Origin of the sequence: Rhizobium indicum (assembly GCF_005862305.2) — a bacterium.
Classification (GTDB): domain Bacteria; phylum Pseudomonadota; class Alphaproteobacteria; order Rhizobiales; family Rhizobiaceae; genus Rhizobium; species Rhizobium indicum.
This window is the reverse complement of sequence record NZ_CP054022.1, coordinates 141,810-164,932: the sequence shown is the minus strand read 5'-3', so window position 1 is coordinate 164,932 and position 23,123 is coordinate 141,810. Positions and strand designations below refer to the sequence as shown.

At 61.1% G+C, this 23,123-nt stretch carries 24 protein-coding genes; 14 read left to right on the top strand and 10 right to left on the bottom strand.

What is annotated here, in order from left to right; genetic code table 11:
* Nucleotides 1-140 precede the first annotated feature (140 nt).
* On the top strand, nucleotides 141-608 hold the full coding sequence (locus FFM53_RS25205; RefSeq protein WP_011649065.1) for a MarR family winged helix-turn-helix transcriptional regulator: 468 nt from the start codon (nucleotides 141-143) through the stop codon (nucleotides 606-608).
* Nucleotides 609-628: 20 nt separating this feature from the next.
* Here the strand turns inward: FFM53_RS25205 and FFM53_RS25200 are convergent, their stop codons facing one another.
* Together FFM53_RS25200 and FFM53_RS25195 are read right to left on the bottom strand one after the other, a co-directional pair.
* Complete coding sequence (locus tag FFM53_RS25200) at nucleotides 629-1,408, bottom strand: SDR family oxidoreductase (protein WP_131643476.1); 780 nt, start codon at nucleotides 1,406-1,408, stop codon at nucleotides 629-631.
* On the bottom strand, nucleotides 1,408-1,728 hold the full coding sequence (locus tag FFM53_RS25195) for a nuclear transport factor 2 family protein (protein WP_011649067.1): 321 nt from the start codon (nucleotides 1,726-1,728) through the stop codon (nucleotides 1,408-1,410). The genes FFM53_RS25200 and FFM53_RS25195 overlap by 1 nt, the downstream gene beginning before the upstream one ends.
* Before the next feature lie 96 nt (nucleotides 1,729-1,824).
* Between FFM53_RS25195 and FFM53_RS25190 the strand changes: the two genes are divergently transcribed.
* On the top strand, nucleotides 1,825-2,727 hold the full coding sequence (locus FFM53_RS25190; RefSeq protein ID WP_171597882.1) for a LysR family transcriptional regulator: 903 nt from the start codon (nucleotides 1,825-1,827) through the stop codon (nucleotides 2,725-2,727).
* A gap of 80 nt (nucleotides 2,728-2,807) precedes the next feature.
* Here the strand turns inward: FFM53_RS25190 and FFM53_RS25185 are convergent, their stop codons facing one another.
* Nucleotides 2,808-4,034 carry an MFS transporter gene (locus FFM53_RS25185; RefSeq protein ID WP_138390321.1) on the bottom strand — a complete coding sequence of 409 codons (1,227 nt, stop codon included), beginning with the start codon at nucleotides 4,032-4,034 and terminating at the stop codon, nucleotides 2,808-2,810.
* A 118-nt stretch (nucleotides 4,035-4,152) separates the two neighbouring features.
* On the opposite strand from FFM53_RS25185, the gene FFM53_RS25180 reads away from it, so the two are divergent.
* Nucleotides 4,153-4,743, top strand: coding sequence for a TetR/AcrR family transcriptional regulator (locus FFM53_RS25180; RefSeq protein ID WP_138330720.1), 591 nt, complete (start codon nucleotides 4,153-4,155; stop codon nucleotides 4,741-4,743).
* A gap of 194 nt (nucleotides 4,744-4,937) precedes the next feature.
* The gene (locus FFM53_RS25175; protein WP_138390323.1) at nucleotides 4,938-6,275 is read left to right on the top strand and encodes an epoxide hydrolase family protein; all 1,338 of its coding nucleotides are present in this window, start codon (nucleotides 4,938-4,940) and stop codon (nucleotides 6,273-6,275) included.
* Nucleotides 6,276-6,398: 123 nt separating this feature from the next.
* Here the strand turns inward: FFM53_RS25175 and FFM53_RS25170 are convergent, their stop codons facing one another.
* Genes FFM53_RS25170 through paoA form a run of 5 tightly spaced genes read right to left on the bottom strand, consistent with a single transcriptional unit; the run spans nucleotide 6,399 to nucleotide 11,776 of the window.
* Nucleotides 6,399-7,010, bottom strand: coding sequence for a nucleotidyltransferase family protein (locus tag FFM53_RS25170; RefSeq protein ID WP_138390324.1), 612 nt, complete (start codon nucleotides 7,008-7,010; stop codon nucleotides 6,399-6,401).
* A complete protein-coding gene (locus FFM53_RS25165; protein ID WP_138390326.1) occupies nucleotides 7,003-7,923 on the bottom strand; it encodes an XdhC family protein in 921 nt (306 codons plus the stop codon). Before FFM53_RS25165 ends, FFM53_RS25170 begins: the two co-directional genes overlap by 8 nt.
* Nucleotides 7,924-7,979: 56 nt before the next feature.
* Complete coding sequence (gene paoC / locus FFM53_RS25160) at nucleotides 7,980-10,178, bottom strand: aldehyde oxidoreductase molybdenum-binding subunit PaoC (RefSeq protein WP_173883653.1); 2,199 nt, start codon at nucleotides 10,176-10,178, stop codon at nucleotides 7,980-7,982.
* Between the two features lie 3 nt (nucleotides 10,179-10,181).
* Nucleotides 10,182-11,132 carry an FAD binding domain-containing protein gene (locus FFM53_RS25155; protein WP_138390330.1) on the bottom strand — a complete coding sequence of 317 codons (951 nt, stop codon included), beginning with the start codon at nucleotides 11,130-11,132 and terminating at the stop codon, nucleotides 10,182-10,184.
* On the bottom strand, nucleotides 11,129-11,776 hold the full coding sequence (gene paoA / locus FFM53_RS25150; protein WP_173883652.1) for an aldehyde dehydrogenase iron-sulfur subunit PaoA: 648 nt from the start codon (nucleotides 11,774-11,776) through the stop codon (nucleotides 11,129-11,131). Before paoA ends, FFM53_RS25155 begins: the two co-directional genes overlap by 4 nt.
* A gap of 234 nt (nucleotides 11,777-12,010) precedes the next feature.
* On the opposite strand from paoA, the gene FFM53_RS25145 reads away from it, so the two are divergent.
* Complete coding sequence (locus tag FFM53_RS25145) at nucleotides 12,011-12,877, top strand: creatininase family protein (protein WP_171597873.1); 867 nt, start codon at nucleotides 12,011-12,013, stop codon at nucleotides 12,875-12,877.
* Here FFM53_RS25145 and FFM53_RS25140 read toward each other — a convergent pair.
* Nucleotides 12,840-13,829 (bottom strand): LysR family transcriptional regulator, encoded by a 990-nt coding sequence (locus FFM53_RS25140; RefSeq protein ID WP_138390336.1) that lies wholly within the window; start codon nucleotides 13,827-13,829, stop codon nucleotides 12,840-12,842. The genes FFM53_RS25145 and FFM53_RS25140 overlap by 38 nt on opposite strands.
* A 183-nt stretch (nucleotides 13,830-14,012) precedes the next feature.
* On the opposite strand from FFM53_RS25140, the gene FFM53_RS25135 reads away from it, so the two are divergent.
* The 6 genes from FFM53_RS25135 (at nucleotide 14,013) to FFM53_RS25110 (ending at nucleotide 20,078) form a co-directional block, all read left to right on the top strand.
* Nucleotides 14,013-15,029 (top strand): ABC transporter substrate-binding protein, encoded by a 1,017-nt coding sequence (locus FFM53_RS25135; protein ID WP_138390338.1) that lies wholly within the window; start codon nucleotides 14,013-14,015, stop codon nucleotides 15,027-15,029.
* Between the two features lie 68 nt (nucleotides 15,030-15,097).
* Nucleotides 15,098-15,922, top strand: coding sequence for an ABC transporter ATP-binding protein (locus FFM53_RS25130; protein ID WP_138330729.1), 825 nt, complete (start codon nucleotides 15,098-15,100; stop codon nucleotides 15,920-15,922).
* Complete coding sequence (locus FFM53_RS25125; protein WP_129417384.1) at nucleotides 15,922-16,776, top strand: ABC transporter permease; 855 nt, start codon at nucleotides 15,922-15,924, stop codon at nucleotides 16,774-16,776. Before FFM53_RS25130 ends, FFM53_RS25125 begins: the two co-directional genes overlap by 1 nt.
* The gene (locus FFM53_RS25120; RefSeq protein ID WP_138390340.1) at nucleotides 16,776-18,089 is read left to right on the top strand and encodes a cytosine deaminase; all 1,314 of its coding nucleotides are present in this window, start codon (nucleotides 16,776-16,778) and stop codon (nucleotides 18,087-18,089) included. Before FFM53_RS25125 ends, FFM53_RS25120 begins: the two co-directional genes overlap by 1 nt.
* A gap of 1 nt (nucleotide 18,090) precedes the next feature.
* Nucleotides 18,091-19,500, top strand: coding sequence for an FAD-binding oxidoreductase (locus FFM53_RS25115; RefSeq protein ID WP_138390342.1), 1,410 nt, complete (start codon nucleotides 18,091-18,093; stop codon nucleotides 19,498-19,500).
* A complete protein-coding gene (locus tag FFM53_RS25110; protein WP_138390344.1) occupies nucleotides 19,497-20,078 on the top strand; it encodes an NAD(P)H-dependent oxidoreductase in 582 nt (193 codons plus the stop codon). Before FFM53_RS25115 ends, FFM53_RS25110 begins: the two co-directional genes overlap by 4 nt.
* On the opposite strand, the gene FFM53_RS25105 is transcribed toward FFM53_RS25110, so the two are convergent.
* Nucleotides 20,075-20,464 (bottom strand): RidA family protein, encoded by a 390-nt coding sequence (locus FFM53_RS25105; RefSeq protein WP_129417380.1) that lies wholly within the window; start codon nucleotides 20,462-20,464, stop codon nucleotides 20,075-20,077. The two genes, FFM53_RS25110 and FFM53_RS25105, sit on opposite strands and share 4 nt — an antisense overlap.
* Before the next feature lie 338 nt (nucleotides 20,465-20,802).
* On the opposite strand from FFM53_RS25105, the gene FFM53_RS25100 reads away from it, so the two are divergent.
* The 3 genes from FFM53_RS25100 to FFM53_RS25090 all read left to right on the top strand — a co-directional run bounded on the left by FFM53_RS25100 (nucleotide 20,803) and on the right by FFM53_RS25090 (nucleotide 23,093).
* Nucleotides 20,803-21,690, top strand: coding sequence for an AraC family transcriptional regulator (locus FFM53_RS25100; RefSeq protein ID WP_138390514.1), 888 nt, complete (start codon nucleotides 20,803-20,805; stop codon nucleotides 21,688-21,690).
* A gap of 145 nt (nucleotides 21,691-21,835) precedes the next feature.
* Nucleotides 21,836-22,234 carry a GlcG/HbpS family heme-binding protein gene (locus tag FFM53_RS25095; RefSeq protein ID WP_138390346.1) on the top strand — a complete coding sequence of 133 codons (399 nt, stop codon included), beginning with the start codon at nucleotides 21,836-21,838 and terminating at the stop codon, nucleotides 22,232-22,234.
* Between the two features lie 55 nt (nucleotides 22,235-22,289).
* Entirely contained in the window at nucleotides 22,290-23,093 is an 804-nt protein-coding gene (locus FFM53_RS25090; protein ID WP_138390347.1) for an SDR family oxidoreductase, read from the top strand.
* Nucleotides 23,094-23,123: the final 30 nt, after the last annotated feature.

Genomic DNA, 23,123 nt, shown 5'->3' with positions numbered 1-23,123 from the left:
GCTATCTCCTCGTTAACTGCGATAACTGTTATCGCGATATATGTAAGCTCGCAGACTTTGGGTTTCGCGTCAAGATAATTCTTATCGCGATATTTAATTTCTCTCTAGGATGGGCTATATGGAGTCTACAGGAGCTCACAATGACCGCACGCCATAACGACCCGCCCCCTCTGCACGACCAATTGTGCTACGCAATTTACACTGCTGGTATTGCCATCCAGCGTGCTTACAAGCCCCTTCTCGATGAGTTGGGCCTGACGTACCCGCAGTACCTCGTGCTCAACGTGCTGTGGGGCGAGGATGGGCAGACGGTGGGCGCCATTGCCAATGCCCTTGCCCTGGAATCCAGCACGCTGACGCCGCTTCTAAAGCGCCTTGAGGTATCCGGCCTGCTGCGTAGGACCAGAAACCTGAGCAACGAGCGCCAGGTGTTGATTGCGTTGACCGACGAAGGCAGGGCGTTACAGCACAAGGCTGGTTGTCTCAGCGACACCTTGCTTGCAGCTTCGACCCAGACGCCACAGGAATTGGGCGCTTTGAACCGCGACGTCCGCCATCTCCGCAACGCGATCTATTCCCAGATCGGCGGCTGGGACGCGCCCGCCTGATTTGCCGTGTATGTCGGCGCCTAAGCTGTTGGCACTGTCCCCCCATCGATTGTATATTCGGTACCGGTGATCGATGCAGCCCGGTCCGAGGCGAGGAAGGCAATCAGGTTTGCGACCTCTTCCGGCTTTGCCGGACGCCCCAGCGGAATGCCGCCCAGCCCGTCCATGATGATCTTTTTGCCACCCTCGAGGTCTGTTCCGGCCTGCTTCGCCAGGCGCTCTGCAAGGTGGACCGAAGCTTCCGTTTCGATCCAGCCTGGCGACACCCGAACGACACGAACACCTTTGGGCGAAACTTCCTTCGACATCGCCTTGCTGTAAGTGGAAAGCGCTGCCTTCGCCGCAGCATAGGCCGTCGTCGATTCCGGAAGCGGCAGGACTCTCTGGATGGATGTCACATGCACCACCACACCGTTTCCTTGAGCGACCATGTCCGGAACCAGTTGCCGATCCAGGCGAACGGCTGGAAAAAGGTTGAGCGACAGCTCCTTATGCCAGTCGTCTTCCGACAGTGCAGAAAATCCACCTCCGGCCGCTGAAGAGCCACCCAGCATATGGACGATGACGTCGACGCCGCCAAGGCGCCGCCGTGTGGCCTCTGCGACGATTGCACATCCCTCTTCGGTGGTCAGGTCCGCCTCGACGAACAGATCTTCCGACAGGCTGTCCGGACGGGCCCGAGCGGCTGTCAGCACCTGCGCGCCGAGCTCCCGAAACAGTCTGACGGTCGCGGCACCAGTACCTTTGGTTCCAGCCGTAATGAGGGCCCGTTTGCCTCTCAGGTTGAGAAAGTCGGCCATTATAATATCTCCAGCCTGACGATTCTGTCGTCCTTGATGGTGAAGGCGTGGGTGAGCATCACCGGGCTACCGGGAAACTGGCCGCTCACCCTCGCCCGGACGAGTGCCTTGTCGCCGTCAACCGCGGATTCCACGGGTTCGGCACGGTATTGGGTCGCCTTCTTCGCAGCCACCCACCAGTCGCGGATTGCGACGGCGCCCTGATGGCGAGCGTTCTCATCTTCGACCACGGCATCGACCGCGAGGGTCTTCACCAGCGCATCGGCATCATTGCGACTGTCGGCGTCAAAATACATGTTCACGATATGGGGCAAATCCATCCTGTTTCTCCTCATGATCTGCTCCGATAGTTAGCGCTCGACCATTGCATAGATAAGTGGGATAAACCGGAATGCGGTATTGAACGGATCGGGACAATGGAACATGCCAGCTTGAAGGAACTCGAAGCGGCCATTGCGATTGCCCGGCGCGGGACATTCCGCGCAGCAGCCATCGATCTCGGCATGTCGACCACCGCGCTCAGCCACACCATAGGCAGGCTTGAGGCCGGGCTCGGCGTGCGACTGTTCAACCGCACCACACGCAGCGTGTCGCTGACTGATGCCGGCAGGCTGTTTGTGCAGCAGGTAGGGCCCACGCTTCAGGATCTCCATGCTGCTCTGGATCTGGTGCGCTCCCACCGCGAGACTCCTTCCGGAACACTACGGATCAACGCAGCGCCGTTTGCGGCGCGCGCCATCATCTCACCGCTCGTGCTGGAGTTCCTGCGCCGCTATCCCGACATGACTGTCGATATCGTTACCGAGGGTAAAATGGTCGATATCGTCAAGGACGGGTTCGATCTGGGCGTCAGGGTTGAAGGCCTCGTTCCCAGCGACATGATTGCCGTTTCGCTCGGCCGGCCTCAGCGACACGCAGTGGTTGGGTCTCCCGAGTATTTCGAGAAACATGGTAAGCCCATGGTGCCTCCGGATCTTCTCAATCACAGGTGCATTCGTGTTCGCCTGCCAGACGGCTCCTTGTTTCGATGGCGGTTCGAAAAAGACGGCGAGCCGGTGCAGATAGACGTGCGGGGGCCAATCGCACTCGATGAGGCCAGCCTTACGCGGACCGCTGTGATCGAAAGCGCCGGCGTGGGCTACCTCTTTGAACAGGACATTCTCTCGGACATAGAGGCGGGGCGCGTTGTTCGTGTTTTAGAAGATTGGACGCTGCCGTATCCAGGGCTATGCCTATACTATCCTGGACGTCGAAATCTATCGGCTGGCGTCCGAGCATTCCTCGACTTAGCTCGTGAGTTCTCCCGAAAAGCGGCTTGACCCACTGCCTTCACCTTGAACGGTTTCGAACCGTTGGCCGGTGAACCCTCCTGCGTCGCTCCTGTCTATCGCCCGCCCTGCTATTGCGCCGGTTCCAGCATCGCGCAATCTTCCCCTCCGGTGCACTCTCCAGAGAGGGTACGCTGACCGAGCGCAATGATAAGGACGGTCGCGGCCCCGGCGGCTGCAGACACCCAGAATCCGCTCTGGGGACCGTAGCTGTCGACGACCCAGCCCGAGACGAAGGCGCCAAGCGCCATACCGATGCCGATGCCGGTCATCACCCAGGTGACGCCCTCCGTCAGCACCGATTCCGGTACACGACGCTCAATCAGTCCGAAGGCCGTTATAAAGGTCGGCGAGATCGCGATGCCGCTGACGAAGACGGCGATAGCAAGCAGGGCTACCGAGCTGCCGGCGATGAGAAGCGGCAGCGAGGTCAGTGCGAGGATCGCAACAGCGATCAGCAACTGACGATGCAGGGGGATGCGCAGATTAAGCGCGCCGAGGGTCAAACCCACTAGGAAGGAACCGAGGGCATAGACACCGATCACCAGGCTTGCGGCATTCGGCTGACCGAGCTCTTTGGTGATGGCGACAACACTCACTTCAGCGGTTGCGAAGGTCGCGCCGACGAAGATCAGCGCGAGTGTGATGATCTGCACTGGACGCTGGCGGATCGCGGAGCCAACCGAAGCCGCGCCGGCGACATGACGCACCCTCGGCTCGGTGCCGCGCTGCACGATGAAGGCGGCCGTCCCGAGCGCCAGAAAAGCTGTGCTCACCATCATACCGGCTTCGGGGAATAGGGCGACGGCCAGCCCGACCGACAGCGAGGCGCCGGCGATATAGACCAGTTCGTCCGCGGCACTTTCGAACGCGAAGGCCGTGTTGAGCTCGGGCCGGTTGCGAAAGAGTTCCGTCCAGCGCGCCCGCATCAGCGCCGGAATGCTCGGCATGGCTGCTGCGAGGAAGGCTGAGGCGAAGAGCGTCCACACCGGCCAGTTCTGGTTGGTCGCGGTGATCAGCGCGATAAACGCCAGCACGGATACGATGGTTGTGGGAACGACGACTGCTGTCTGGCCCAGTCGGTCGACCGCTCGCGAAATCTGCGGCGAGATCACCGCATTGGTGAGCGCATAAGTCGCCGACACGGCGCCCGCCAGCCAATATTCGCCATGTGCCTGGGAGAGCATGGCGACGATGCCGATCGGCGCCATGGCGATGGGAAGCCGTGCGAAAAAGCCGGCTGCGGAGAAGCCCTTGGCCCCAGGTGCCGCGAATATCTGTTTATACGGATTTGACATGGGACGATCCTTCCAGTTATCGGAGAGAGCACTTATATACGGAGCGTATGTGTTTAGATAACGCATACGGCCCGTATGTCAATGAAAAAGATACGCGGCGTATGCCAATGGAGAAGCAATGCGCAAACCGCGCCAGGAGATGATCGCAGAGACCCGCGGCAAACTTATCGCAGCCGGCCGGCGCGCCTTTGGCACGATCGGCTACGCGGAAGCGTCGATGGACGATTTCACCGGCGAAGCGGGATTGACGCGCGGCGCCCTCTATCACCACTTCGGCGACAAGAGGGGCCTGCTCCAAGCCGTCATCATGGAAATCGACGCGGAAATGACTGAACGGCTGAACGAAGTTTCGGCCGCCGCTTCCACGCGCTGGCAGGGTTTTGTCGACGAGTGCTCCGCTTATATCGAAATGGCGCTTGAGCCCGAAATCCAGCGTATCATGTTTCGCGATGGCCCGGCTGTACTCGGCGACATCTCGCAATGGCAGAACACCCCCGGCTGTATCGCCGCCCTCTCCCGCAGCCTCGACCGTCTCAAGGCCGATGGCGAGATCATCGACATCGACACCGAAACCGCCGCTCGCCTCATCAATGGCGCCAGCAGCCATATGGCGCTTTGGATAGCCAATGCGGAGAATCCGGAGGCTGTTTCGAAGCGGGCGGTCGCGGGATTCAAGGCTATGCTGGGCAGCCTCCGCAGACAGCAATGAGGTACTTGATTTTCTATTCAGGCACCATAGGGCCTAGGTCGGTCCTCGACGATCGCGTTCCCGCCCCTGTGTAGCCGCCACTCCACACTCTGATACGTTTTTGGCACTTCTTGAAACATACCAGATACGCGGACCCGTCAGACATCACTCCGTCACGAAATGTCGCCCTGGGCGACAAGAACATGGAGTGCCAAATGAAGCAGTTTGACAATATTCGCGCCTGGCGCCGGCTTTCCCGCGGAGCAATGCTGATGGCGGTTGGACCGATGTTGCTGTTCCCAGCCGGTTACCTCGTGCCAGCGAGTGCCGCCGACCTCACATCGGACGGGCCGGCGACGCCGATCGAAGCCGACGAAACGATCCGCCCGTTCCAGATCCACGTTCCGCAGTCACAGCTTGACGATCTGCGCAAGCGCATTGCCGAAACGCGTTGGCCAGACAAGGAAACCGTGAGCGACACCTCGCAAGGCATCCAGCTTTCGCGTGTTCAGGATCTGGTCCGTTACTGGGGCACTGATTACGACTGGCGCAAGGCCGAGGCTGAGCTCAATGCACTTCCGGAATTCATCACGACGATCGACGGGGTCGATATCCAGTTCATCCATGTGCGATCGCGTCATCCCAACGCCCTGCCGGTCATTCTGACCCATGGTTGGCCGGGTTCGACCTTCGAGTTCATCAAGGCGATCGGCCCTCTTACAGATCCGACAGCTTATGGTGGTAAAGCGGAGGACGCTTTTGACGTGGTCATCCCTTCCATCCCCGGCTACGGCTTCTCGGGTAAGCCGACGGATCTTGGCTGGGGGCCTGACCGCGTAGCGCGAGCATGGGACATCCTGATGAAGCGGCTCGGCTACGCGCACTATGTTTCCCAGGGTGGCGACCATGGTTCCGTTATCTCCGATGCGCTGGCGCGCCAGGCACCGAAGGGCTTGCTTGGTATCCATCTCAACATGCCGGCGACCGTTCCGGGCAATCTCACCAAGGCGATCAACAGTGGAGACCCGGCTCCTGCGGGATTGTCGGCGCCCGAGCGGGATGCCTATGAATCGTTGAGCGCCTTCTTCGGCCGGAATGCCGCCTATGGGGCCGTGATGGTGACCCGTCCGCAGACGATCGGCTACTCGCTTTCCGACTCGCCGTCGGGTCTGGCTGCCTGGATCTACGAAAAATTTGCTCAATGGAGCGACAGCGACGGCAATCCCGAGCGTGTTTTTTCCAAGGACGAAATGCTGAATGACATCACGTTGTACTGGCTGACCAACACCGGGGCATCATCGTCGCGGTTCTATTGGGAAAACAACAACAACAACTTCAGCGCAGACGCCCAGAAGACCAAAGAGATCAAGATCCCGGTGGCAATCAGCGTATTCCCGAAGGAGATCTACCAGGCGCCGGAGAGTTGGAGCAAGGAGGCCTATCCCACGCTGCATTATTACCACCGTGTCGATATGGGCGGTCACTTCGCCGCCTGGGAACAGCCCCAGCTTTTCGCTGAGGAGCTGCGAGAGGCATTCAGGTCGGTGCGTTGATACATCGGCTGCAGAATGACGGTTTGGCATATCCGCGGCTGAGAGTGGCGAATTCAAAGCCGCGGAGAATCCAGCTCGAACCGTTTCATCAGATCATCCTCATCTCCCGGTATTTTCCGCGGGTCAGTTCAATGCGCCACCGGCTGCCAATACCTCGTCCGGCGTGTCGACGTCGAGCAAGGCCGCGTCGCCAACATCCACATCGACCACGGGCAGGCCTGACGTCGCAATGATATCGCGCGCGCCGACATCGCCTTTAAGTCTGAGGACTGCGTGATTGAGAGAACGTGGCAGGATAACGGGATTGCCGGGCTTGCCGCGTGAGACGGCGCGCACGACGGCCTTGCCGTCCACGTTGCGAAATGCGGAAATCAGGGCATCGAGATGCGTCGTGGAAATGCCGGGCATATCGGCGAGCATGACGAGAATGCCGTCGGCGCTGTCAGCGTCCATCGATGAGAATCCTGCGATGAGCGAGCTCGCCATGCCGCTGGCGTAATCGGGATTATCGATGAAAGTCAGAGTAAGCCCATCGAGCGCGGCCTCGATCTCGCTCCTGCGATGGCCCGTGACGACAATAACGGACGCTGCATCCGCACCGAGCGCGGTCAATGCTGACCGCCGCACGAGCGGTACGCCGTCGAACTCGGCCAGCAGCTTGTGCTTCCCACCCTCACCCATCCGGCTTGCCTTGCCGGCAGCGAGAATGACGATCGCGACTGACGCCTTACGCATAGGCCACCAGTCTTGCCGCGGCGATATCAGCCAGAACCGACAGGGCGAGCGAGGTCGCATCCCGCGTCGGGCCGAACATCCCGATGGGCGCCTTGATACGACCGATGTCGTCGCGTCTGAAACCCATGACTGTCAACCGCTCGACACGTCGACGATGCGTCCGGGTGCTGCCGAGCGCGCCGATGTAGAACCCGGGCGACATAAGCGCGGTCTCGAGAATAGCGGCTTCGGCGTCGAGGTCATGATGCAGGAGCACGACGGCTGTGAAGGGATCGATAGTGTCGGCGGCATCCTCGTCGTGCCCATTGATGATCACGTCATAGCCCGAAGCCTCGGCCAGTCGTGCGACGGCCTGCGCTTCGATCGTCTGCCCGGAAAGGACGACGCGGGTGCGGGGACGGTAGACGCTCAGAAAATCTCGCTCGAGCCAGCACGCCCGTGGCGGTGGTTCTACCGGTTCGAGCGTCTGCCGCTCCGGCGAATATGCAAGGCCGGCTGCCTGCCGCCATTCGAGAAGTTCCAGAACATGCCGCAAAGCTCCGACATCTTTCAGGACGTGGATTGCGACGGAGATTCCGCCGCCGCAGGGAAGGACAATGTCGAAGAAGGGAGAGCCGTCGCCGAACTTGACCGTGCGGTCCCGTCCTTCCGCCATTGCCAGCAGCGCTTCGGAAGCGACGGCGGCCTCGACGCATCCGCCGGAGACATACCCGCAGAACCGCCCGTCTGCGGCAACCGCCATATGAGCGCCAAGCGCGCGCGCGGCCCCGCCCCGGATTTCGACGAGGGTGGCAAGTGCCGCCGCGCCAAGACCATGGGCGTCTATCGCGAAGCGAAGCAGTTCCGCAGGATCGTCGGTGGACGAGGCCCTGACGGGAATGGGCGCCGTGATGGGCGCAAGTGTCTGATCCATTGGAAATCCTACAGGAAAGCGACGGCGGTCCGGTTTCGAGACCGCCGCCAAAACAATCAGGCCACGTCCGGCAAACCGCCGATCAGTTTGTCAAGGGTCAGCGGATAGTGCCGAACCCTGACGCCGGTTGCGTTGTAGACGGCGTTGGCAATCGCGGCGGCGACGCCGCAAAGGCCGAGCTCGCCGACGCCCTTGGCTTTCATCGGCGACGACATCGGATCGGTCTCGTCCATGAAGATCACCTCCTGGTGCGGAATGTCGGCATGCACCGCCACTTCGTAGCTGGCGAGATCGTGGTTGACGAAGAAGCCGCGGCGGGTGTCGACCGCCAATTCCTCGGACAGCGCGCCGCCGGCCCCCATCGTCATCGCGCCGATGACCTGGCTGCGGGCCGTGATCGGGTTGAGGATCCGACCTGCCGCGCAGACTGCGAGCATCCTGCGAATGCGGCTTTCTCCCGTGGCGATGTCGACAGCGACCTCCACGAAGTGCGCGCCGAATGTCGATTGCTGATGCGTCTCGGTAAGCTCGCCCCACTTGATCGTATCCTCGCCGACAAGACCATTCGGACCGGCGGCCTCGGCAAGAGGCACCGAACGATTGCCCGAGCGGACCGCGCCATTCTCGAAGATAACGTCTTCGGAGTTGAAGCCGAGCTTCTTGGCTATGGCCTCACGCAGCTTGACACAGGCTGCGTAGACGCCGGATGTCGAAGAGTTGGCACCGAACTGTCCGCCGGAACCCGCCGAAACCGGAAAACGCGAGTCGCCTAGTTGGACGGCGACCTTGTCGATCGTGACCCCCATCATCTCGGCGGCGGTCTGGGCGATGATCGTGTAGCTGCCGGTCCCGATGTCGGTCATGTCGGTTTCCACAGTCACGACGCCTTCCCGGTCGAGCTTTACCCTTGCTCCGGAGGGAAGGACGAGGTTGTTGCGAAAGGCGGCGGCAACGCCCATGCCGACCAGCCAGTTGCCGTCACGCCTGGAACCGGGTTTCCCCCGGTTACTCCAGCCAAACCGCTCCGCACCGAGCGTGAGGCAACCGATGAGATTGCGCTGGGAAAAAGGCCGCTGCGGCTTTTCCGGATCGACCTGCGTGTCGTTGACGATCCGAAACTGCACAGGATCGATCCCAACTTTTTCGGCAATCTCGTCGATGGCGATTTCGAGCGCCATCAGTCCGGGGGCTTCGCCCGGAGCGCGCATGGCATTGCCCTCCGGGAGGTTGAGCGTCGCCAGCCGCATCGCGGTCATCCGGTTTGCACCCGCATAGAGGAGCCGCGTCTGGTTGACGGCGGTCTCCAGTCCGCCGCCCGGAAGGTCGCCAGACCAGCTTTCGTGGGCAATGGCGGTTATCTTGCCGTCACGCTCGGTTCCAATGCGGATCCGCTGGATCGTCGCCGGCCGGTGGGTGGTGTTGTTTATCAGGAGGGGTCGGGGCAAGGCGACCTTGACGGGCCGCTTGACCGCTCGGGCCCCGACAACGGCCAGCACGGCGTCGGCCCGCAGAAATAGCTTACCGCCGAAGCCGCCGCCGATGAACGGCGACATGAGGTGGATCTTCTCCTTGTCGATGTCGAGCGTCGTTGCAAGGTCGGAGCGCCACCAGTCGATCATCTGGCTGGAGGTCCAGACGGTCACCTCGTCGCCGTTCCAGGCCGCGATCGATGCGTGCGGCTCCATCATCGCATGCGACTGGTCGGGCGTCGTATAAGATGCGTCAACAGTGACGGGAGCTGACCTGAAGGCAGCCTCGAAGTCGCCGACCGCGGTATCGGGCTGCTGCGATTCATCCGGCTTGACGGCTGAATCCTTTGCCTTGCCGAGATCGAACACACCCTTTTCTTCGGCATAGTCGACCTTGACCAGGGAGGCTGCGGCGCGTGCCTGCTCGAAGGTCTCGGCGACGACGACCGCGATTGCCTGGTGATAGTGCTGAACCTCGTCGCCGCCGAAAAGCTTGGCGGTGTTGAACCTGCCCTTCTTCCGCTCGCCGATGTCGAGCGTCGTCACCACGGCAAGCACACCCGGAGCCTTTTTGGCGGCGGAAACGTCCATGGACGTGATGCGGCCCTTGGCGATGGCCGCACCGACGGGATAGCCGTAGGCGTAGGACAAATTCGGATCGTGCCACTCATAGGCGTACATCGCCCGGCCGGTCGTCTTGAGCTGACCATCGATGCGGTGGATCGGCTGGCCGACGACCTTCAGATTGTCGATCGGGTTGGTTGTTGCTGGCGTATCGAACTGCATGGCTCAACCCCTTGCTTCAGCAATGACCGCGCCGAGCGTGCGCTCGAGCAGGTCCACCTTGAAACGGTTCTGTTCGGTCGGGCGGGCGCCGGCAAGAAGCACGCCTGCCACCGCCCGCGCGCCTTTCGGCAGCTCGGCTTCGGCTGCCTCGATGCGCCACGGTTTGTGGGCGACGCCGCCGACTGCGACCCGTCCTGTGCCGTCCGGCTGGATCACGGCTCCGACCGAGACCAGCGCAAAGGCATAGGAGGCGCGGTCTCGCACCTTGCGATAGATGTGCTTGCCGCCGATCGGGGGCGGCAGCAGGACCGCCGTGATGAACTCGCCGCGCTCAAGAACTGTTTCGATATCAGGCGTGTCGCCGGGCAACCGATGAAAGTCGGCGATCGCAATCGCGCGGCGACTTCCGTCGGCCTTGACCGTTTCCACAACAGCATCGAGCGCCCGCATAGCGATCGCCATGTCACTCGGATGCGTGGCGATGCAAGCTTCGCTGGTGCCGACGACGGCATGCTGGCGGCTGAAGCCGCCGATGGCGGAACAGCCGCTGCCAGGCTGCCGCTTGTTACACGGCTGGTTCGGGTCATAGAAATAGGGACAGCGCGTGCGCTGCAGGAGGTTTCCGGCCGTCGTCGCCTTGTTGCGCAGTTGCCCGGAGGCGCCCGCGACAAGCGCCCTGGAAAGCAGGCCGTAGTCGCGGCGAACAGTTTCGTGAGCTGCAAGAGCGGTGTTGCGGACCAAAGCGCCGATGCGCAGCCCGCCCTCCGGCGTGGGCTCGATCTTGTCGAGGCCGAGACCGTTGACGTCGATCAGATGCGCCGGCGTCTCGATCTCGAGCTTCATCAGGTCGAGGAGATTGGTGCCGCCGGCGATGAACTTGGTTTCAGGATTGGAGGCGGCGGCCTTTGCCGCGGCCTCGACGGACAAGGCGCGTTCGTAGGTGAAGGCTCTCATGCTTTAATCCCCGCGACTTCCGCAATGGCATCGATAATGTTGGAATAGGCGCCGCATCGACAGATATTGCCGCTCATGCGTTCGCGGATCTCGGCCGCAGTGACAGCCGCCTCAGCCGTAAGATCGCCGGTGACGTGGCTCGGTATGTTCGCCTTGATCTCCTCGAGCACCGCCACGGAGGAACAAATCTGTCCCGGCGTGCAGTAGCCGCACTGGAAGCCGTCATGCTTGACGAAGGCCGCCTGCATCGGATGAAGGTTTTCAGGCTGGCCGAGGCCCTCGATCGTGGTGATTTGATCGCCTTCGTGCATGACCGCCAGTGTCAGGCAGGAGTTGATGCGGTGGCCGTCGACTATGACGGTGCATGCGCCGCATTGGCCGTGGTCGCATCCCTTCTTCGTACCTGTGAGATGCAGGTGCTCGCGCAGTGCGTCGAGCAGCGACGTTCTATTGTCGACCTCCAGATCGCGGTTCTCGCCGTTAACCGCGAAAGAAACTTTCGATGTATAGGCCATGTCATTTCCTGGGGACTGTGCCGCCGCGGGCGCCACGGCTCCGGTGACCGCAATCGTTGCGGCCGACGAGATAAGTAGATCTCGGCGGGAAAGTTCCAGTTGTATCCGGCTTGGCATGAACTGTTCCACTTTGCTCGTTGGACATAGGCGCGCGTCAACGCCGTCTGCTGAGGTAGTGCAACTCCGCCTTCTGATTAGGCCCTTTCCGTTGCATACGGTTATCGATCTGGCTCATGAATTCCCCGAGCCGCGGTCATAAGATGCCGCGAACCACATCTTCAATGAAGTTGGCTTGGATGCGGAAGCGCCGGCGGAGTAACACCCGCCGATGCGCGCGAAAAAAAGCAGCGCCATGCGCAAAAAATGATGCTTTTCCGGCTTATCTTTATTCCCTACTCCCTATCGAAGCAGGTGACGAAAAGGGATGACCGCATGCCCACGCCGTTTTACTGGAACGAGCTCAATACATATGATTTTGCCGACCTCTCTCCCGAGACCACGATTGCCGTTCTGCCCATCGCCTCGACGGAACAGCACGGCCCGCATCTGCCGATCGCAACGGATGTCGCCATCGCGACCGGCATGCTGGCGGAGCTGAAGAGGCAGCGGCCGGAGGATCTGGACATCCTGGTCCTTCCGACACAGGAGATCGGCAAGGCCAACGAACACATCCACGGCCCCGGCACGCTGTCGCTCAGTGCAGAGCTGCTCATCCCCGTCTGGACGGCGATTGGTGCCAAGGTTGCCGAAGCCGGGCTGCGGAAGATGGTGATCGTCAATTCCCACGGCGGCAATGTCGACATCATGAGCATCGTCGCGCGCGAACTGCGCGTGCGCCATCAAATGGCGGTGGTCTCCACGCAATGGGGCCGTTTCGGTCATCCGGAAGGCATGGTCAGCGATCATGAGAGCAGATACGGCATCCACGGCGGCGATGTCGAGACGTCGTTGATGCTGCATTTCCGCCCCGAGCTGGTGCGCATGGACAAGGCGCAGAACTTTGCCTCGAAGGCCGAAGGGATGCGGCAGCAATCCAAATATCTTCAGCCTCTACCACCGCATTCGCTGGCCTGGATCGCGCATGACCTCAATCCCCTCGGCGTGGTCGGCGATGCCTCGATCGCCACGGCCGAAAAGGGCGAGGCGATCTGCAGCCATCAGGTCAAGGGGTTTGTCGAGCTGCTCCGGGATCTCAAGGCCTATCCGCTTTCGAATCTCTATGTGAAATAGGTTCAGCCGCGGGTTTCACATCCGGTGGGATATGACCCTTGGCCTGCAATTCCTGCACCAGGCCGAGCAGTTCGGCGAGAAGATATTCGACGAAAAGGCTGGTCGCTGCGTCGAGGGGCGCGCGGGCACGGGCAAACAGCTTCATCTGCTGATAACGCGTATGCGGCTCGGCGATCGGGCGGAAAACGAGTTCACCGCGCCGGCATTCGGTGATGACATCGAGCGGATTGAGCAGCGTCAGCCCCGTGCCGCATTTGACCAGCTGCTTCAGCATCTCCGATGCATTGGTTTCCAGCACCGGCTCGACCGAGATTGGCAGGCGCGCAAAAGCAAGGTTGATCACCTCGCGCAGGCTGGTGCCCGGCTGCGCCAGAACCAGTTTTTCCTGGGTGACATCGGCCAGGTTGATTGGCCCGGGGCCGATCAGGTGATGCCCTGGCGGCAGCACGACACCGATCGGGATATCGAAATTTCCGAGCGTGCGGATGCCAGGCGTGGCGGGGATGTTGAACCCGAGACCGATATCCACCTCGCCTGATACAACGGGGCTGGCCGTCGTGCCGCCGGTGTCGTTGCGCAGTTGGACGAAGACGCGCGGATGCTCTGAAAGAAAGCGCGCGATGATTTCGGGCAGCGGCCCGGCGGCAAGCCCAACGGTCGTCACCATGCGCACCTTGCCTGCCTGCTGCATCTTGAGGCTGCGGATGCGCCCTTCCAGGCGCTCGTAATTCTTCAGCACGTCCCGGATATGCTCGATGCAGAGTTCGCCGGCAGCCGTCAGCCGCAGGCCACGCGGGAGCCGTTCGAAAAGCGGCGCTCCGATCTCCTCCTCCAGCGCCAAAATCTGCCTGTTGACTGCCGACGACGCCACATTGAGGCGCGCGGCCGCCTTGCGGATCGAACCGCAACGAGCAATCTCGTTGATGTAGAGAAGGCGTCTGGAGTGCAGCATGGTCTCTCCGATGCATAAATTTTGCGCAGGGCGCACAAATTATCTTCAGCTTTCCGACAGATGCCGAAAAGGCATCAATGCGCACGAATTTTGATGCTTTTCAAAGCGCATGGCAATGGCTCAAATTCCCTCAAAAGGAGGCCGAGCAAGGTCTCCCTCGGTCAAAAAGGGGAACTGCCGACCATGTTGAAAGCACAGACGAAGACGCAATTCCTGAGCTGCCTCGGCCTCGCCTCGATGCTTGCCGCCGCCTCGCCGGCGCTTGCCCTCGACAAGGTGAGCTACGGGACGAACTGGCTTTCCCAAGCGGAACATGGCGGCTTCTACCAAGCCGTCGCCGACGGCACCTATGCAAAATACGGCCTCGACGTCACCATCGTCCAAGGCGGCCCGAATGCTGCAAACAGCGCGCTGCTGATCTCCGGCAAGCTCGATTTCTACATGGGTGGTCCGCAGGGAGAGATATCCGCTGTCGAGCAGGGCATTCCGCTGGTCGATGTCGCCGCGATCTTCCAAAAGGATCCGCAAGTACTGATCGCCCATCCGGATAACGGCGTCGACAAGTTCGAGGACCTCGCCAAGCTGAAAACGCTGTTCCTCAGCAAGGATGGCTACCTCACCTATTTCGAATGGATGAAAGCCAACTTCAAAGGCTTCAAGGACGAGCAGTACAAGCCCTATAACTTCAGTCCCGCCCCCTTCCTCGCAGACAAGCAGTCTGCCCAGCAGGGATACCTGACCTCCGAACCCTACGAGATCCAGAAGCAGGCAGGCTTCGAGCCAAAGGTCTTCCTGCTCGCCGACAACGGCTACTCACCCTATTCGACGATGATCACGACAACGCAGGCGATGATCGATGGCAAGCCCGATGTCGTGCAGCGCTTTGTCGATGCCTCGATCGAGGGCTGGTACAATTACCTCTACGGCGACAACGCCAAGGCGAACGCGCTGATCAAGAAGGACAATCCTGAAATAACGGACGGCCAGATCGCCTATTCGATCACCAAGATGAAGGAATACGGCATCATCGAATCCGGTGACAGCCTCGACAAGGGCATCGGCTGCATCACCGACGCCCATTACAAGAAGTTCTTCGACGAGATGACTGCCATCAAGGTCTTCAAGACCGACACCGACTATACCAAGGCCTTCACGACGAAGTTCGTCTGCAAGGGCGCCGGAATGGCGCTGAAGAAATAAGCCTCCCAGGCCAGGTCCGCCGCTTATCTGGCGGCGGACCGCATCCCCTTCGACAAATGAGCGAGAAAATGTCCCTAGCCGAAACCAAGGCGGCGCCTTCGAAGGAAGCGAGAAAGCGGCCGCTGGTCGTCATGCAGTCAGTGTCGAAGGTCTTTTCCAGCGGCACGACAGCGCTTTCGGGCATGTCGCTGACGGTCGAAAGCGGCGAATTCATCAGCCTGCTTGGCCCCTCCGGCTGCGGCAAGTCCACGGCGCTGCGCATCATCGCAGGCCTTGGCGACATCACCGCGGGCAAGATCGACTGGCCAAGTTCACGCATCAATTCGAAGGGCCTGCCTGAAGGCGATATCGGCTTCGTCTTCCAGGAGCCGACGCTGATGCCGTGGAAGACCGTTTTCGGCAACGTCTACCTGCCGCTGAAACTGCGCGGGATCTCCAAGGCGGAAGCCCGCGACCGGATCACCGAAGCGCTGGCGACCGTCAATCTTCAGGATTTCGCCGATGCCTATCCGCGCGAACTCTCCGGGGGCATGAAGATGCGCGTGTCGATCGCCCGCGCGCTGGTGACAAAGCCGAAGCTGCTGCTGATGGACGAGCCTTTTGCCGCGCTCGACGAGATCACCCGCCAGAAGCTCAACGACGACGTACTGCGGCTGTGGAAGACGACCGGGATTACGGTGATCTTCGTGACGCATTCGGTCTTCGAATCTGCTTATCTCTCGAACCGGATCGTGGTGATGAAGGCGAGACCCGGCCGCGTGCATGCCGATTTTCCGCTGACCACCAGCCTCGAGCGGGATTCGCATTATCGAACCTCGGAACAATATCGGCAGGCCTGCGAAAAGGCGTCCCGTTCGCTGATCGAGGCGATGGGCGGATCGGAGGAGCACTGATGAGCGTCGAAAGCATCGAAGCCGCCGAAGCCGTATCCCCGCCCGCCTCCCAACCGGCGAACGCCCGGCGGCGTGAGCTGGCGCTGCGCATCGCCGTGCCTTTCCTGGTCATCACCGTGCTCATCATCGCTTGGGAGCTTTACGTGGTGCTCTCGGGCGTTCCGCCATACATTCTGCCCGGTCCCGGCGCGGTGGCCGCTGCCTTCGTCAATGATTGGGGCACGCTTGCGCCGGCCCTCTGGGTCACGACCAAGATCACCTTCATCTCGCTGATGCTGGCGCTGATTGGCGGCGTGGGGTTTGCAATCTTCCTGGTGCAATCGCGCTGGATCGAGATCGCCTTCTATCCGCTCGCCGTTATCCTGCAGGTGACGCCGATCGTGGCGATCTCGCCGCTGATCCTGATCTACGCTCCCTCCACGCAGGTCGCGCTGCTCATCTGCGCCTTCCTCGTCGCATTCTTCCCGATCCTTTCGAACATGGTGCAGGGCCTGAAGAGCGTCGACCATAACCTCATCAACCTCTTCGAACTCTATGGTGCCTCGCGCTGGCAGACGCTGATCCATCTGAAGATCCCGGCCGCCCAGCCCTATTTCATGACCGGTCTTCGCATCGGTGGCGGGCTTGCGCTGATCGCCGCCGTCGTCGCTGAATTTGCCGCGGGCTCCGCCGGTGCCGGCTCCGGCCTCGCCTTCCGCCTGCTGGAAGCGCAGTACCGGATGAACATCCCGCGGCTCTTCGCGGCGCTGTTGATGCTCTCCATGCTTGGCGTAGCGATCTTCGGCCTCACCACCCTCATTGCCTGGCTGAGCCTTCACCGCTGGCATGAAAGCAGCATCAAACGGGAAAACTGATGACCTATTCCTTCATATCCCCGCCGAATGCGGCCCGCTTCGTGCTGAGCAATGCGACAGTGCCCGCCATCACCGTCGAACATGTCGGCGTGCCGGTCACGGAAGGACTGGCCACGGTCGATATCGTCATCAGCGACGGCATGATTGCCGCCATCCGGCCGGCCGGCGCCGCACCCGCCGATTATGCCAGGATCGATCTCAAGGACGGCATGGTCTGGCCGTGTTTTGCCGATATCCATACCCATCTCGACAAGGGCCATATCTGGCCGCGCCAGGCCAATCCCGACGGCAGCTTCATGGGCGCGCTCGATGCCGTCAGGGCCGACCGTGAAGCCAACTGGTCGGCCGCGGACGTCAAGCGGCGGATGGAATTCTCGCTCCGCTCCGCCTATGCCCATGGCACCAGCCTGATCCGCACGCACCTGGATTCGCTTGCGCCCCAGCATCGCATCTCCTTCGAGGTCTTTGCCGAAATCCGGGATGCCTGGAAAGACAGGATCGCACTGCAGGCGGTCGCCCTCTTCCCGCTGGATGCCATGGCAGACAGCGCCTTCTTTACCGATCTCGTCACAACAATCCGGCAGAGCGGCGGCCTGCTTGGCGGCGTCACACGGATGGGGCCGGAGCTTGTCTGGCAGCTCGACACGCTCTTCAGGACTGCCGCGGAGCATGGCCTAAATATCGATCTGCATGTCGACGAGACGGATGACCGCGGCGCCGAGACGCTGAAGGCAATTGCCGAGGCCGTGCTGCGCAACGGGTTCGGGGGCAAGGTGACCGCCGGCCATTGCTGCTCGCTCGCCCGCCAGGACGAAGACACCGCCGCGCGCACCGTCGAATTGGTCGCCAAGGCAGGGATCGCGGTCATCGCGCTGCCGATGTGCAACATGTATCTGCAGGACCGCCATCCCGACCGCACCCCGCGCTGGCGCGGCGTCACCCTGTTCAAGGAATTGGCCGCCGCCGGCGTCGCGACTGCGGTCGCATCCGACAATACTCGTGACCCCTTCTATGCTTATGGTGATCTCGATCCGGTCGAGGTCTTCCGTGAGGCCGTCCGGATCCTGCATCTCGACCATCCGCTCGATACCGCCGCCCGTGTCGTCACCACCTCGCCCGCCGCCATCGTCGGACGGCCGGACAAGGGCCGCATCGCCGCCGGCGATCCGGCCGATCTCGTGCTCTTCAGCGCGCGGCGCTGGAGTGAATTCCTGTCCCGTCCGCAGTCTGACCGCGTCGTGCTTCGCCGCGGCAAGGTGATCGACCGCAGCCTGCCGGATTACCGTGAACTCGATAACGTCGTTGGAGCCTGACATGGCCGATTATCAGAAGATCAAAAAAGAACTCGAGGGCATCGCTGTTGAGGACAATCCAGCGCTGGTGCGCCAGAAGAGCCGGGATTTCTATTGGTACTCGCCGATCCTGAAGGCGCAGCTCGACAATGTTTCCGCCGATCTCGTTGTCACGCCGAAGACCGAGGACGAGGTCATCCGGACGCTGAAGGTCGCCTATGCGCATGGCGTGCCGGTCACGCCGCGCGGCGCCGGCACCGGCAATTACGGCCAGGCCATGCCGCTTTCCGGCGGTATCGTGCTGAACCTTGCGGCGATGGACAAGATCAAGGAGATCCATCCCGGCCGTGTCGTCTGCGAACCGGGCATCGTACTTGCCCAACTCGACAAGCAGACCAAGGCCCATTCCGGCCAGGAGCTGCGCTTCCACCCCTCCACCGCGCAGACGGCGACGGTCGGCGGCTTCATCGCCGGCGGTTCCGGCGGCGTCGGCTCGATCACCTGGGGCGGCTTGCGCGACCTCGGAAATATCCTGCGCCTGCGCGTCGTCACCATGGAAGCCGAACCGCGCGTGCTCGATCTCACCGGCTGGGATCTCCAGAAGGTGAGCCACGCCTACGGCACGAACGGCATCATCACCGAGATCGAGATGCCGCTTGCACCCGCCTATGACTGGGTCGATGTGCTCGTCGGCTATGACGATTTCATGGAGGCGGTGCGCTTCTCCGACGCGCTGGCGAAATGCAATGGCATTCTCGTCAAGGAGATCGCGCCGATCGCAGCTCCCATCCCTTACGACTATTTCACCCGCCACAAGCCCTATATCCGTCAGGGCCAGTCGATCGTCGTATTGATGATCGCGCCACATTCCATGGATGCCTTTCTGGCTTTCACGGCGGCGCAGAAGGGCGAGATCATGTTCCGCTCCGACAAGGTGGAAAGCATGCGCGGCATCCCGCATGCCTATGAGCTCGCCTGGAACCACACGACATTGCGTGCCCTGAAGGTCGATCCGAGCTTCACCTATCTGCAGGTTCAATATCCGGGACCCGATCATGTCGCCAAGGTCCGGAAGATGATGGAGATCTTCGGTGACGAAGTGCCGGGTCATCTCGAATTCATCAAATTCGACGGCCAGATCCAGTGCTCCGGCCTGCCGCTGGTGCGTTATACCACCGAGGAGCGGCTGGAGGAGATTATCAAGATCCACCAGGACAATGGATGCCCGATCTTCAACCCGCACCGCTATACGCTCGAAGAAGGCGGCATGAAGCGCACCGACGCGGTGCAGCTCGCCTTCAAGCAGGAAACCGATCCGAAGGGCCTGCTCAATCCCGGCAAGATGATTGCGTGGGAAAATCCCGATTTCGATTTCAATGCCGGCAAGAACTATCTCTTCCCCGGCCTGGCGGACCTGATGGAGGCCTCATGAGGGTTCTCGTCCTCCACTCTCACCCGGTCGAGGAAAGTTACGGCAAGGCGCTTTACCGGCAAACCGTCGAGAGCCTTGAGAAGGCCGGGCATATGGTGGATGGCTGCGACCTCTATGAAGAGCAGTTCGATCCGGTGCTCTCGCGCCACGACCGACTCGCCTATCACGACTATCCGGAAAATCTGAAGCTGGTGGAATCGCATGTCGAAAGGTTGAAGGCGGCCGAGGGGTTGGTGATCTGCACCCCGATCTGGAACTTCGGCTTTCCGGCGATCCTCAAGGGATATTTCGACCGTGTATGGCTGCCGGGCGTGTCCTTCGAGCTGGTCAACGGCAAGGTGGAATCGCGGCTGCACCACATCCGCAAGCTTGCAGCCGTCCTGACCTACGGAGCAACGCCCTTCCGCGCCTTTGCAGCCGGCAATCCGCCGAAGAAGATCGTCAAGAGGGTGTTGAGGGCGCAGATCAATCCGGTGAGGCCGGCAACTTTCCTCGCCCATTACGACATGAACAATTGCACGCCGGAGACGCGGGCAAAATTCCTCGCCCGTGTCGGAGGCGCGATGGAGCGCTTTTAGAAGATTTTCGCGGCCGTAACCTCGACTTCGACCAGGAACTCGGGGCGCGTAAAGCCGCCGATGACGAGCAAGGTGGAAACCGGCTTCGGATCGAGCGTATAGCGATCTCGCACGGCCATATAGGCCGGGAAATCCTCACGGCGGGTGACGAAGCCCGAAATGCGGATGACGTCGGCAAAACTCATTTCCGCCTCTTCGAGGATCGCCTTGATCGCCTCGAAGCAGAGTTCAGCCTGAGCACTGATATCGCTCGGAACAGTATTGTCGAGACCGATACCAAGCTGACCCGACGTGACCAGAAGCGATGCGCCGGGCGGCACCAGCAGGCCGTGATTGTAATTTCCAAAAGGCCGGCGCACCGAGGCCGGATTGAAGGTCTTCTTCATCGATCTCTCTGAAATATTCCCATAGGTCCGCAGATCCCGCGACCCTACAGGATGCGGCGGGATATGAGAATATCGCCGTCTTCCACGATGTCTTGCGACAAAAGAGGCAGGAAGACCGTGGCAGCATCACTTCGGGCTATTGGACTTGCGCTCGCCTGAATTTCAGCCAAAATCCTGATGGTAATACGCGGGCCCCTGACAGCAGGGCGGCGTGCCTGAAAAATATTCCTTTAATAAATCAAAGATGATTGCAGATTGATGGCAGCGTGGCGGCGGAAATCGGCCAGCCGAGACTGAACAATTCGAGTTTAGATCTAGCTTCACGGCGCGGATGCGACATGACTTTCGTAGAATCGCAAGGGGACAGAAAGTATCGGACCAGCGAGAGAGTGGGCGGGCTCGTTGAGTGCTCGTCGCTGCAGGTGGAGCTGCGGCGTTTCGATCCGGGCTGGCAGGTCGACCTTACACTCGAATGCACGGAAATAGCCGTTCTGCTCTCGGGTCAGTCGAAGATCAGGTGGACTGGTGACGGTCACAGGCAGGAGGCTATCGCTCGGCCCGGTGTCGCTTGGATATGTCCGGCTGGTGTCCATGAGAGCGATGTAGAAATCATCGGCACCATGCCCGAGTCCCTGCACATCTTCCTGCCGCCGTCGCTCGTCGGTGAGAGCGCTCTTTCGAACTTTGACATCGACCCGGCCAGGGTGCAGCTCGCCTATGCCGGCGGCGTCCCCGATCCCATGGTGCGGCAGATCGGCCAGCTCTTTCGCGGTTTGTTGAACAGAAGCCTGGAGCCGACCGATCGGCTCTTCCTCGACGGGATTCAGATGGCGCTGGTGGCGCACCTGCTCGGCACCTATTCATCTGGCCGGTGGCGACCTGCCGCGCGGGCGCCGGCCATCGATCCAAAAAGGCTGCAACGCGTCTTCGATTTCATCGAAGCCCGCATCGCCGCACAGATCTCGCTGAATGACCTTGCTGCCGAGGCCTGCCTTAGCCCCTTTCATTTTGCCCGTATGTTTCGCAAAGCCACCGGCCTGACCCCGCATCGCTACGTCACCGAGCGACGGATCGAGGCGGCCAAGGAAAAGCTGCGGCTTGCGCGATCCTCGCTCGTGGAGATCGCGCTCGATACCGGCTTCGGCTCGCAGGCGAATTTCACCCGCGTCTTTCGCAAGATGACTGGCTTGACGCCCGGCCAGTACCGCACGCTCATCACCGATTAATGGTAGCCGCCTGCCGGAGCGCACACCGGAGCGCAAGATTTGCGCATAGCGCAGCAAGAGCTGAAAATACTGCAAAACCCTTTTCGGCCTACACCTGTCTCATCGAACGGGGAGCACTCCCCAAACGAAAAGAGGAGGCAGGCAGATGATTACCACCGACCAAGCTCGCAGGATCATCGCCGCAGGCGAGTCGCGGGCTCAAGAAATCGGCGTGCCGGTCAATATCACGGTCCTGGACGCCGGAGCCCATCTCAAGGCGTTCAGCCGAATGGACGGCGCAGTGCTCGGTTCGATCGACCTTGCTATGGGCAAAGCCCGGACGGCCGTATTGTTTCAAACCACAAGCGAGGCCGTCTGGGAATATTGCAAGCCCGGCGCTCCCGCCCATGCCCTCGAATTATCCAACGGCGGCTTGGCTCCCTTTCCCGGTGGCATCTCGCTTTTTGCCCGCGACGGCACAGTGATCGGCGCCGTTGGCGTTTCCGGCGGAGCGGTGCCGCAGGATCTCGAAATCGCGCAGGCAGCGGCTGCAGCCGTCGTGTGATGCTTGTGCCGATCCTTGATTTTGACCAACCCCAAAGTATCGAAAGGAATGTCGCATGACCAAGACCATTTTGATCACTGGTGCAGGCTCTGGCTTCGGCAAGGCTGCCGCCATCGGCATGGCTAAGAACGGCCACAGCATCATCGCGACCACGCAGGTTTCGTCACAGGTCACGCCGCTGCGTGAGGAAATCGCCGCCCTCGGACTCAAGGACTTCCGCGTCGAGCGTCTCGATCTCACCGATCCCTACGACATCAAGCAGGCGCAGGGCTGGGACTTTGACGTCCTCTGGAACAATGCCGGCATGGGCGAAGCCGGCCCGGTCTGGGAAATCCCGATCGAGCTCGTCCGCAAGAACTACGAAGTCAACGTCTTCCTGCCGCTGGTGCTGACCCAGGGCGTCGTCCAGAAATGGGTGCGCGAACGCAAGAGGGGCAAGGTGGTCTTCACGTCCTCGATGGGCGGCCTCTTCACTCCGGCCAACTGGGGCACCTACGTCTCCACCAAGCACGCTTTGGAAGCGATCGCCGAAGCGCTGCAGCAGGAACTCGCCCCTTATGGCATCAAGATCCAGACGATCAATCCGGGCGCCTACTACACCGGCTACAACGAGACGATGGCCGACAATCCGTTCCGCTGGCTGGACGACAGCAAGAACTTCACCAAGCGCGCAGATCTGCGCAAGGGCTTCGACGATTTCTTCGCCACCCCCGAAGGTAAGATGGACCCGAAGGAAATGATCGACCGTATGATCGACGTCGTCCCGGCCGACACCGGCAGGTTCCGCAACGTGGTTCCGAAGGTAGTCGAGGACATGCTGAAGGAGCATCAGCTGAGAGCCTGGGAAAACCAGATCTGATCAGCGTTTTTGGCGGCGAGCGCTGCAAGC

Coding starts and splice junctions, on each gene's coding strand:
- FFM53_RS25205 (WP_011649065.1), top strand. CDS start 141: ATGACCGCACGCCATAACGACCCGCCCCCTCTGCACGACCAATTGTGC.
- FFM53_RS25090 (WP_138390347.1), top strand. CDS start 22,290: ATGACCAAGACCATTTTGATCACTGGTGCAGGCTCTGGCTTCGGCAAG.
- FFM53_RS25135 (WP_138390338.1), top strand. CDS start 14,013: ATGTTGAAAGCACAGACGAAGACGCAATTCCTGAGCTGCCTCGGCCTC.
- FFM53_RS25170 (WP_138390324.1), bottom strand. CDS start 7,010: ATGCGTAAGGCGTCAGTCGCGATCGTCATTCTCGCTGCCGGCAAGGCA.
- FFM53_RS25185 (WP_138390321.1), bottom strand. CDS start 4,034: ATGTCAAATCCGTATAAACAGATATTCGCGGCACCTGGGGCCAAGGGC.
- FFM53_RS25095 (WP_138390346.1), top strand. CDS start 21,836: ATGATTACCACCGACCAAGCTCGCAGGATCATCGCCGCAGGCGAGTCG.
- FFM53_RS25155 (WP_138390330.1), bottom strand. CDS start 11,132: ATGAGAGCCTTCACCTACGAACGCGCCTTGTCCGTCGAGGCCGCGGCA.
- FFM53_RS25105 (WP_129417380.1), bottom strand. CDS start 20,464: ATGAAGAAGACCTTCAATCCGGCCTCGGTGCGCCGGCCTTTTGGAAAT.
- FFM53_RS25100 (WP_138390514.1), top strand. CDS start 20,803: ATGACTTTCGTAGAATCGCAAGGGGACAGAAAGTATCGGACCAGCGAG.
- FFM53_RS25195 (WP_011649067.1), bottom strand. CDS start 1,728: ATGGATTTGCCCCATATCGTGAACATGTATTTTGACGCCGACAGTCGC.
- FFM53_RS25175 (WP_138390323.1), top strand. CDS start 4,938: ATGAAGCAGTTTGACAATATTCGCGCCTGGCGCCGGCTTTCCCGCGGA.
- FFM53_RS25115 (WP_138390342.1), top strand. CDS start 18,091: ATGGCCGATTATCAGAAGATCAAAAAAGAACTCGAGGGCATCGCTGTT.
- FFM53_RS25130 (WP_138330729.1), top strand. CDS start 15,098: ATGTCCCTAGCCGAAACCAAGGCGGCGCCTTCGAAGGAAGCGAGAAAG.
- FFM53_RS25125 (WP_129417384.1), top strand. CDS start 15,922: ATGAGCGTCGAAAGCATCGAAGCCGCCGAAGCCGTATCCCCGCCCGCC.
- FFM53_RS25140 (WP_138390336.1), bottom strand. CDS start 13,829: ATGCTGCACTCCAGACGCCTTCTCTACATCAACGAGATTGCTCGTTGC.
- FFM53_RS25200 (WP_131643476.1), bottom strand. CDS start 1,408: ATGGCCGACTTTCTCAACCTGAGAGGCAAACGGGCCCTCATTACGGCT.
- FFM53_RS25145 (WP_171597873.1), top strand. CDS start 12,011: ATGATGCTTTTCCGGCTTATCTTTATTCCCTACTCCCTATCGAAGCAG.
- FFM53_RS25110 (WP_138390344.1), top strand. CDS start 19,497: ATGAGGGTTCTCGTCCTCCACTCTCACCCGGTCGAGGAAAGTTACGGC.
- FFM53_RS25180 (WP_138330720.1), top strand. CDS start 4,153: ATGCGCAAACCGCGCCAGGAGATGATCGCAGAGACCCGCGGCAAACTT.
- FFM53_RS25190 (WP_171597882.1), top strand. CDS start 1,825: ATGGAACATGCCAGCTTGAAGGAACTCGAAGCGGCCATTGCGATTGCC.
- FFM53_RS25120 (WP_138390340.1), top strand. CDS start 16,776: ATGACCTATTCCTTCATATCCCCGCCGAATGCGGCCCGCTTCGTGCTG.
- paoC (WP_173883653.1), bottom strand. CDS start 10,178: ATGCAGTTCGATACGCCAGCAACAACCAACCCGATCGACAATCTGAAG.
- FFM53_RS25165 (WP_138390326.1), bottom strand. CDS start 7,923: ATGGATCAGACACTTGCGCCCATCACGGCGCCCATTCCCGTCAGGGCC.